Annotated in this window: 7 protein-coding genes and 2 pseudogenes; 7 read left to right on the forward strand and 2 right to left on the reverse strand. The window is 72.0% G+C overall.

Annotated features, from left to right (window positions below; all coding sequences use genetic code 11):
• Window positions 1-147: 147 nt before the first annotated feature.
• Entirely contained in the window at window positions 148-783 is a 636-nt protein-coding gene (locus AOK11_RS26740) for an Rv1733c family protein (RefSeq protein WP_206188934.1), read from the forward strand.
• Window positions 784-843: 60 nt separating this feature from the next.
• Here AOK11_RS26740 and AOK11_RS26745 read toward each other — a convergent pair whose 3' ends face one another.
• Together AOK11_RS26745 and AOK11_RS26750 are read right to left on the reverse strand one after the other, a co-directional pair.
• Window positions 844-1815 carry an Lrp/AsnC family transcriptional regulator gene (locus AOK11_RS26745; protein ID WP_055596284.1) on the reverse strand — a complete coding sequence of 324 codons (972 nt, stop codon included), beginning with the start codon at window positions 1813-1815 and terminating at the stop codon, window positions 844-846.
• 199 nt (window positions 1816-2014) lie between these two features.
• A complete protein-coding gene (locus AOK11_RS26750; RefSeq protein ID WP_240497501.1) occupies window positions 2015-3808 on the reverse strand; it encodes an MFS transporter in 1794 nt (597 codons plus the stop codon).
• Between the two features lie 472 nt (window positions 3809-4280).
• On the opposite strand from AOK11_RS26750, the pseudogene AOK11_RS46475 reads away from it, so the two are divergent.
• From AOK11_RS46475 to AOK11_RS26770, 6 genes and pseudogenes are all read left to right on the forward strand, one after another.
• Window positions 4281-4361: pseudogene (locus tag AOK11_RS46475) on the forward strand (site-specific integrase); the annotation flags it as partial.
• Window positions 4362-4816: 455 nt separating this feature from the next.
• A complete protein-coding gene (locus tag AOK11_RS26755) occupies window positions 4817-5944 on the forward strand; it encodes an ABC transporter permease (protein WP_055596285.1) in 1128 nt (375 codons plus the stop codon).
• Window positions 5941-6657 carry an ABC transporter ATP-binding protein gene (locus AOK11_RS26760; RefSeq protein ID WP_055596286.1) on the forward strand — a complete coding sequence of 239 codons (717 nt, stop codon included), beginning with the start codon at window positions 5941-5943 and terminating at the stop codon, window positions 6655-6657. Before AOK11_RS26755 ends, AOK11_RS26760 begins: the two co-directional genes overlap by 4 nt.
• A 61-nt stretch (window positions 6658-6718) precedes the next feature.
• Window positions 6719-7330, forward strand: a complete 612-nt coding sequence (locus AOK11_RS26765) for a TetR/AcrR family transcriptional regulator (protein WP_055596287.1) — start codon at window positions 6719-6721, stop codon at window positions 7328-7330.
• 173 nt (window positions 7331-7503) lie between these two features.
• Window positions 7504-7620: pseudogene (locus AOK11_RS42150) on the forward strand (methionyl-tRNA formyltransferase); the annotation flags it as partial.
• A gap of 86 nt (window positions 7621-7706) precedes the next feature.
• The gene (locus AOK11_RS26770) at window positions 7707-8417 is read left to right on the forward strand and encodes a TetR/AcrR family transcriptional regulator (protein WP_055596289.1); all 711 of its coding nucleotides are present in this window, start codon (window positions 7707-7709) and stop codon (window positions 8415-8417) included.
• Window positions 8418-8505: the final 88 nt, after the last annotated feature.

Genomic DNA, 8505 nt, shown 5'->3' on the forward strand with positions numbered 1-8505 from the left:
ACCGGGAGCGGTCCGGTGGGGCACCCCGGTGCGCACCTCACCGAGGCGGTGCCGTGTGCGGAGGGCACCGTCACCGGCGCCCGGCACATTCCGCCGGGCGCCGGTGACTTACGCCCCGAGACCGACCCACCCCGAAGGAGTCACGACGTGGAGGGCACCATTCCTCCCGCGCAGCCGCCCCCGGGGCCCCGCCTCGGCCCGCCCCGGAGCCTGCGGCCGTGGCGCCGGCGGCCCAACCCTCTGCGCCGCCCCACCGACCGTTTCCAGGCCCGGATCGGTCTCGGGCTGCTGCTCGCCGTACTGGTCGTGGCACCCGTGGCGGGCGTCGTCGTCGAGGAACTCGCCCACCGCCACTACACGGACACGGCCCGCCACCAGGCCCTGACCCGGCACGAGACGAGCGCGACCCTCACCGAGGACGTCCCGCGCCATCCGGAGCCCGGATCCGACGAGGCGAAGCTCGCCCGTTACCCGGCCGAGGTCCGTCTCACCACCCCCGACGGGCGCACCGCCACCACCCGGGCCGAGGTCCCACCGGGTCTGTCGGCCGGCAGCCAGGTGCGTGTCTGGGTCACCGCCGACGGCGAGGCGACCGAGCCGCCGCTGACGCGCGAACAGATCCGCAGCCGCAGCATGGGCTGCGCCCTCCTCGCCGCCGTGGGAACCGTCCTCACCGGCGCTGCCGCCCACGCCGTGACCTGCCACAGCGTGCGCCGCCGCAATCTCACCGCCTGGGAGAGGGCCTGGGCCGAGACGGCCCCCCGCTGGACGCCGTCCGGATGAACCGTCGCGCGCGGCCGGCGGGGCATCCACGCAGCCCCGTGCGCGCGTCCGGTCCCGGCGTCACCTGTGCTCGGCGGTGAGGGTCTTGACCCGGCGGAGCGTGAGGACGGTCTCCGCCGTGTGCACGCCGGGCAGCGCGCCGATCCCCTCGCTGAGGAACGTGTAGAGCTCCTCGGTGTTGCGGCACAGAGCCGAGACGACGAGGTTCGTCCGCCCCGTGACGGCGGCGGCGAACCGCACCGCCGAGTGACCGGCCACCCCCGCGCCCGCTTCGGCGAGGGCGTGCGGGGCGACGGTCAGCCAGATCAGCGCCTCGACGCCCTGCCCGAGGGGCTCGTGGTCGTACTCGACGGCGAGGTGGAGCACTCCCGTGTCCCGCAGCCGTCCCAGACGCTTCTTCACCGCCGTCTCGGACAGCCCCGTCACCGACTGCAGCGCGGTCAGCGGGGCGCGGCCGTCGCGGTGCAGCGTCTCCAGCACGACCTGGTCGGTGGTGTCGAGAACGACCGGCGACGCCGAGGGCCCCGGGGCGGGCGTACGCAGGGCCGCCTCCTCCTCCGGGCCGAGCGCGCTGATCTTGCGCAGCCAGCGCAGGGAGTTGCCGTAGTAGGACCGCAGGATGCAGTGCGCGCCGACCGAGGTGACGTGCGGGATGCGCTGGAGGCGTTCGAGAAGGAGATCGTCCCGTTCCCGGCTGCTGCGCGGGCTGATGGCACAGACGACCTCGGTGCCGCCGGCGGCCAGGTCGACGTAGTGGGTGTCGGGCCGTCCGGCGATGGCGCCGGCCAGCTGCGACGCGGTGTTCCGGCTGCAGCCGAGCCGGACGATCCAGCCGTCCCTGCCCAGGCGGCTGTCGTCGGTCATGCCGGTGACCCGCAGGTTCACGGTGGTGCGCAGTCGTCTGAAGCGACGCGCGACGGTCTGGTCGGACACCCCGAGCACCTGGGCGATACGGCTGAAGGAGGCCCGTCCGTCGAGTTCGAGGGCCTGCAACAGCTTGAGGTCGAGGGAGTCGAGGGGAGAGGGGGGCACTGGTCTGCTGGTCTCTCCTGAGCGAGCCGGGGGAGGGGACGGGCAGCCATCGTAGGACCGAGCCCGCCCCGGGGCACGACGCCCCGGCTTCCGGCCCCGGCCTGCCGGTCCTCCCACGGCCCCGGCCTTCCGGTCCTCGCTCCGTACCCCGTCCCGCGCCGCGAGAGCGCGGAACCGGGTACGGATGCGGGTGGGGGCGTCATCGCCCGGGGGAGCCGCCCGTGTTCCGGCCGGAGGACGCATCCGCGGCCTCCGGCCGCTCCGCGGGCCGGCCCGGCGTGCCGTCCGCCCCTACGGCGACGGCGATGCCGGACGTTTCGCCCGCGCCCGCCGGAGCGGACGCGCTGCCCGCGCCCTCGGTGGCGGACGTGCCGCCCGGACCGCCCGCGCCCGCCGGAGCGGACGCGCTGCCCGCGCCCTCGGTGGCGGACGTGCCGCCCGGACCGCCCGCGCCCACCGTGACGGACGGCCCCGTCCGCCGCCGCAGCAGGAGGGCCGCGGCCAGGGCGGCCAGCACCAGCAGGACCGCGGAGACGGTCAGGCACAGGCGCAGGCCCTCCAGGAACGCCTCGGAGACGGCACCCATCGCCCGGCCGGTGTCCGCACCGAGTTCCATGCCGGCGACGGCGCCCAGCCCTCCGGCCCCGACCGCGTCGGTGATCGACTGTGCCGTGCCGCCGCTCAGACCCGCCTCGGCGAGGTGACCGGGCAGCGTGTCGGCCGCCTTCGTCGCCAGCAGGGTGCCGAGCACGGCAGGACCCAGCGCGCCGCCGAGCTGCCGGAAGGCGTTGTTGCCCGCGGCGGCCATGCCGGCCTGACGGCCGGGCACCGCGGAGACCGCGGTGCTGGTGATGCACGGGAAGGCGATCCCGAGGCCCAGGCCGAGCAGGGCCAGCCGCCAGGCCAGCGACCCGAACGAAGTGGTGACACCGAGCGTCGTCAGGGACAGCAGGGCGGCCGCGCTGATCAGCATGCCGGCCGTGATGATCACCCGGGGCGACACCCGCCGCATCACCGGCCCGATCACCATTCCCATGATCATCGAGACGACGTTGACCAGCACCAGGCGCACCGCGGACTGCCAGGTGTCCAGCTGCTGCACCATGCCCAGGTAGAGACTCAGAACGAAGAAGAAGCCGATCAGGCCGAGGAAGCCGATCATCACGACCAGCGTGGAGCCCGTGAAGGCCGGACTGCGGAACAGGGACAGGTCCAGCATCGGAGACTCGCCGCGCCGCTCCACCACGACGAACAGCGAGCCGCTCACCACGGCCACCACCAGCGCGACGACGGTCCGCGGAGCGGTGAACGAATCGGCGCCGCCCTCGATGACCCCGTACACCAGGGCCGTCATGGCCACCGCGGCGGTGACCTGACCGGGCCAGTCCAGCTTGCGCCGGGAGGTGGCCCGGTCACCGGGCAGCAGCCGCGCGGCCACCGCCATGGTCACCAGGGACACCGGCAGCGGCAGCAGGAAGACCCACCGCCAGGAGGCGTGCTCGACGATCACACCCGCGATCAGCGGGCCGACCACCATGGCCGCCATCATGCAGGTCGTCCACCAGCCGATGTACTTGCCGCGCTCGCGGTGGTCCGGCACGACCTGGCTGATCAGCGCCAGCGTCACCGGCAGCAACGCCGCGGCTCCCGCACCGGCCAGTGCCTGGCCGGCCCACAGCATTCCGATCGACTGAGTGCTCAGGGACACCGCCGCGCCCGCCGCGCTGAGTGCCAGGCCCACCTGGTAGACCTTCTTGCGGCCGTGCACGTTGCCGAACACGCCCGCGGTGAGGATCAGCGCGGCCACCGGCAGCACGTAGGCGTCGGAGACCCACGACAGGTCCGCGGTCGTGGCGCCCAGAGCCCGTTGGATCACCGGCAGACTCACCGCGACGGTCGTCACCGGCAGATAGGCGACGAAGACGCCGGCGCACGCCAATGCGATCACGGCTGCCCTGCGACCGTCTCCGGCCGCCTTTCGAGAAGCGTTCAAGGAAATACTCCCGTGCGGTGCCCGGCACCGCGGACATCGAATGAATCGGCTCCACTGTGAAGGGCGAGAAGCGTCACAGGCCAGCCGGCGACCGGGCCGCCGAGGAAATCCGACAGCAGGAGGACGAAATCCCGGGATCTCGCTCGCAGGACCGGCCGGTACGTCTTCGGCCCGTCGCATCGCCCCAGCTCATCGATGCCGTAACGGCTGACGGAATCCACATCGGCCCGGATTCCGTCGCGACCCGCGCGGTACGGCACGGCATTTCGGGATTCCCCGGATCGCGCGCGACGGGCGGGATTCCCGGCGATCGGGAAGTGTGAGGGAAGGGCGCGGGAGCGCAAGTCAACCGTGCGTTTCCGGCTGCTTCCAGCCGGCCCGGCTCTCCTCCGTGTTCGGCACACCTTGACCCGTGCATTTCCGTACGGAGCCGGACGAACGGCATCAGGTGGTTGAAATGGGCCGAGGCGGTGTTCTCAGCTACTTCAAGCCGTCCCCGGAGGCGATCGCCGAGCTCACCAGTCTGCTCGCCCCCGGCGACAGCCGCCGCTGATCGCGGAGCAGGCTGCCACCCGCAGCGTGCCCGCGGTGCCGGCCGGGCGCTGGCTCGTCTGCAGGGCGCTACACGAAGGTGCCGGCCCCGTTCTCCCGAAGCTACGGCGAAGTGACGAATAGCTCTCTGCGGTGGTGATCCACCGACGCCTGGACCGAGACGGTGAAGCCCTCGGCCCGCTTCGAAGTCATGATCGACATCTCGGTGGCCAACCTCGTGAACGACCCGACCGGTCGGCGAACCCGACACAACCCCGCACGGGAGCCGAATCACGCTCCCGGGGGATGACGGTCCGGTGGGGAGAGTCCGGCCGGTGCACATGGTGTCCGCACAACGTCCCGACAGGCGTGTCGAGAACATCCGATAAGATGCCGACGCTTGAGTCGTCAAGTTTGAGTAAAGGGCTGGCGTGCCCAGCCGTCGTGCCCCATCACCTTCATCGCTCGGAGAATTCCGTGTTCCTTGCCCTACGCGATCTGCGCTTCGCCCGCGGTCGCTTCGCCCTGATGGGCGCGGTGGTCGCGCTCATCGCCGTGCTCGGCGTACTCCTGTCCGGACTTGCCTCCGGCCTGGCGGATGCCGGTATATCCGGTCTGCGCGCGCTGCCCGTGACCCATATGGCCTTCGACGAGAAGGCGACCAGCGAGCAGTTCTCCCGCTCGACCGTGGAGCAGGGGGACTGGCAGGCATGGTCCAAGGCCCCGGGTGTGGAGCGGGCGGAGCCGTTCGGGAACACCCTGACCAACGCCCAGGTGACCCGGGGGGCGAAGAAGGGCGAGCAGGTCAACCTCGCCGTCTTCGGCATGGCACCGGACTCCTCCCTGGCTCCCAGCCCCAGCAGGGGCACGGGCCTGGAGGAGGGCAGTGCGGGCATCGTGATCACCCGGGAGATCGCCGACCTGGGTGTGGAGGTGGGCGATGTCCTGACCGCGGACAAGAGCGAGGTGCGGCTGAAGGTCGTGGGCCTGGTCGACGAGACCGTCTCCTACGGCCACATCGGCGTCGCCTACGCCGACCTCGACACCTGGCGGCACCTGCACTACGGCCTGCCGGGTGACCTGCCCGAGGCCGCGCGCCGTCAGGCCACGGCCGTCGCCCTGACTCTGGAGCCGGGTGCCGACGTCGCCGTCGTGGAGAAGGCGACCGCCACCCGCGCCGACACCAAGGAGACCACCTTCGGCGCGTCCCCCGGCTACACGGCCGAGTCGAGCACCATGGCCCTGATCAAGGGCTTCCTGTACGCCATCTCCGCCCTGGTCGTCGGTGCGTTCTTCACCGTCTGGACCGTGCAGCGCAAGGCCGAGATCGCCCTGCTGAAGGCGCTCGGCGCCCCCACCGGATACATCCTGCGCGACGCGCTCGCCCAGGTCGTCGCCGTGCTCGTCGGCGCCACGGCCGTCGGCACCGCTGTCGGCCTGGCCCTGGGGAGCGTGATGATCGGCAAGGCCCCCTTCTCCCTCTCCGCCCCGGCCATCGCCACCTCCTCCGGCCTGCTCATCGGCCTCGGGACCGTCGGTGCCGTTGTCGCCGTCCGCCGCATCACCGCCGTCGACCCCCTGACCGCTCTGGGAGCCACCCGATGACCACGACCTCCACCGATCACCGGATCGCCCCGGACGCCGCGGGTTCCGGCGGGCTGCGACTGGATGGTGTCACCCTCACCCTGGGGGACGGCGACAGCGCTGTCACCGCCCTCGACCACGTCGGCCTGGGCGTCGCCCCCGGCGAGTTCGTCGCCGTCGTCGGCCCCTCGGGATCCGGCAAGTCCAGCCTCCTCGCCGTCGCCGGCGGCCTTCAGCAGCCCACCTCGGGCACCGTGCACATCGCCGGAACCGAGCTGACCGCCCTCTCGGACAAGGAACGCACCGCGGCCCGCCGTCGCCATATCGGCTTCGTCTTCCAGCAGTCGAATCTGCTGGCTTCCCTCACCGTGAGGGAACAGCTCCTGCTGCCCCTGCACATCGACGGCCGCCTCGGCGCCGCAGCCCGGACCCGGGCCGACGAACTCATCGAGGCGGTCGGACTCACGCACCGCGCCGGTTCCCGCCCGCATCAGCTCTCCGGAGGCGAACGCCAGCGCGTAGGCCTGGCCCGTGCCCTGATGACCTCCCCCGCCGTCCTTCTGGTGGACGAACCCACCTCAGCGCTGGACCGCGTACGTTCGGCCGAGGCGGTACAGCTGATCGCCGAACAGACCCATGAGCGCGGCACGGCCACGATCATGGTCACCCACGACACGGCGATAATGGACGCTGCCGACCGGGTCCACGAGATGGTCGACGGCCGCCTGTCCTGACCGGGGCCGCAGACCGGCACCTCGATCCCGGCCCCGTCCGCCACCCAGGAGTCCGTCCCCCATGCCGAAGATCAACGCCTCCACCGTCGCCGAACACCGCGCCCAGCAACGCGAGGCACTGATCGAGGCAGCGATCGACATCCTGGTGAACGAGGGCGCCACCGCCGTCACACCGGCGGCGGTCGGCGCCCTCGCGGGCCTGGCCCGCTCCAGCGTGTACCAGTACTTCGACTCCTCGGCAGCCCTCCTGGCCACCATCACGGAAGAAGCCTTCCGGCGCTCCAACGAGGCACTCACCCGCGCCATGGCCACCGCAAACAGCCCGCTGGAACGCGTCGAAGCCTTCTTCAGGGAAAGCCTCCGCCTCGGCGCCGAAGGCGCACACCGGCCCGCCGCCGCCCTCATGAATGCCGGCCTCCATCCCGCCTGCCGACAACGGCTGATGGAACTCCATCTGGAACAAGTCGAACCGTTCCGCGCAGCCGTCCGGCAGCTCGGCGCTCCCGAGCCCGCACTCACGGCTGACTTGATCGCCGGAATGCTGCACACGGCCCTTACCGCCGTCGAACACGGCACCCCCCTCGATACGGTCACGGAACGCACTCTCGTACTCGTGCGCCGCTGCCTCACTCCGACCGACAGCGTGGTTCACAGACCAGGGGCAGGGCACTGAAGCCCTCGTACCACCAAAAGCACCCCGGCCGACCGCAGCCCGGGCCGACCGTAGCCGCCCGGCACACCCCTACTCCACCACCGTCCGGGGCCCCATGCGCGACGTGGAGGGCGACCTCCTCCGCGAGGTGCCCGGCGCCCGCATCCCCGGGTCCACCCTGTCGTCCGTGAACGGCCTCACCCGGCCGCAACCACGGTCTGGCCATCACCCGCGTACGCCCCGAGGGCGGTCGCGAACTCCCCGCCACGGAGCACTTCACCACCGTGGGCGGCCCTCTCGCCTCGCGTCCCCGAGGGGCACGGTCGCCAGAGAGCGGGAGGAGAGGGGGCCGGGAGGGGGTGAATATATTTTTGCAGGCTCTGCATATTTGCGTATCCTGCACGACGTGCATGACAGGGACCCCGCAGAGGGTGGACTTCGGGGGCGCAAGAAGCGGGAGACCCGTGCTGCTCTGGTGGCGGCCGCCGTGCGGCTGGCGGCGGAGCACGGCGCGGAGAACGTCACCGTCGACGCGATCAGCGAAGCGGCCGGTGTGTCGCCCCGCACGTTCTTCAACTACTTCGACTCCCGTGACGAGGCGTTCGTGATGGTGGGCGCGGAGTCGAGCGGGCGCGTCCGGCAGGCGGTGCTCGCCGCGCCCGCCGACGTGCCCCCGCTGGCGGCGCTGCGCGACGCGCTGGCCGCGGAACTGGGGGAAGTGGAACAGCGGCACGAGCTGTGGCGGCTGCACTCCGAAGTGCTGCGCAGGTCACCGCACCTGCTCGCGCGCAGCATCGGCGCCCACGTCGAGGACGAGTTCATGCTGGCCGAGACGCTCGCGGAGCGCATCGGCGCCGGTTCGCCGCTGTTCACCGGGGACCGTCTCCCCTTCGGGACGGCCGAGGGGGAGCTGCGGCGCCAGGCCCTGGGGCTGTACCCGAGGCTGCTGGCCGCAGTCGGCGCCACGGCCGTCCGTGTCGCCGTGGAGCACTGGTGCGTGCGGCAGGACGAGGCCACCTTCGAGGCCGTCTTCCGGACGGTCTTCGACCACCTGGCCGCCGGACTCACGGAACCGGTCGTGCCGGTCGTGCCGGCGGACGAAGCCTGAGCGGGTCCGTCCCTCACCCGACCTTCGAACGTTTGTGAAAGAGCTGAAGTGACCTCATCACCGGCGCCCCTAGGGCCTGTGTGATGTT

Source organism: Streptomyces hirsutus (assembly GCF_001418415.1).
GTDB lineage: Bacteria > Actinomycetota > Actinomycetes > Streptomycetales > Streptomycetaceae > Streptomyces > Streptomyces hirsutus.

Bases quoted from the DNA above. Each gene is read 5' to 3' on its own strand.
- AOK11_RS26760 (WP_055596286.1), top strand. From the start codon at position 5,941: ATGACCACGACCTCCACCGATCACCGGATCGCCCCGGACGCCGCGGGT.
- AOK11_RS26765 (WP_055596287.1), top strand. From the start codon at position 6,719: ATGCCGAAGATCAACGCCTCCACCGTCGCCGAACACCGCGCCCAGCAA.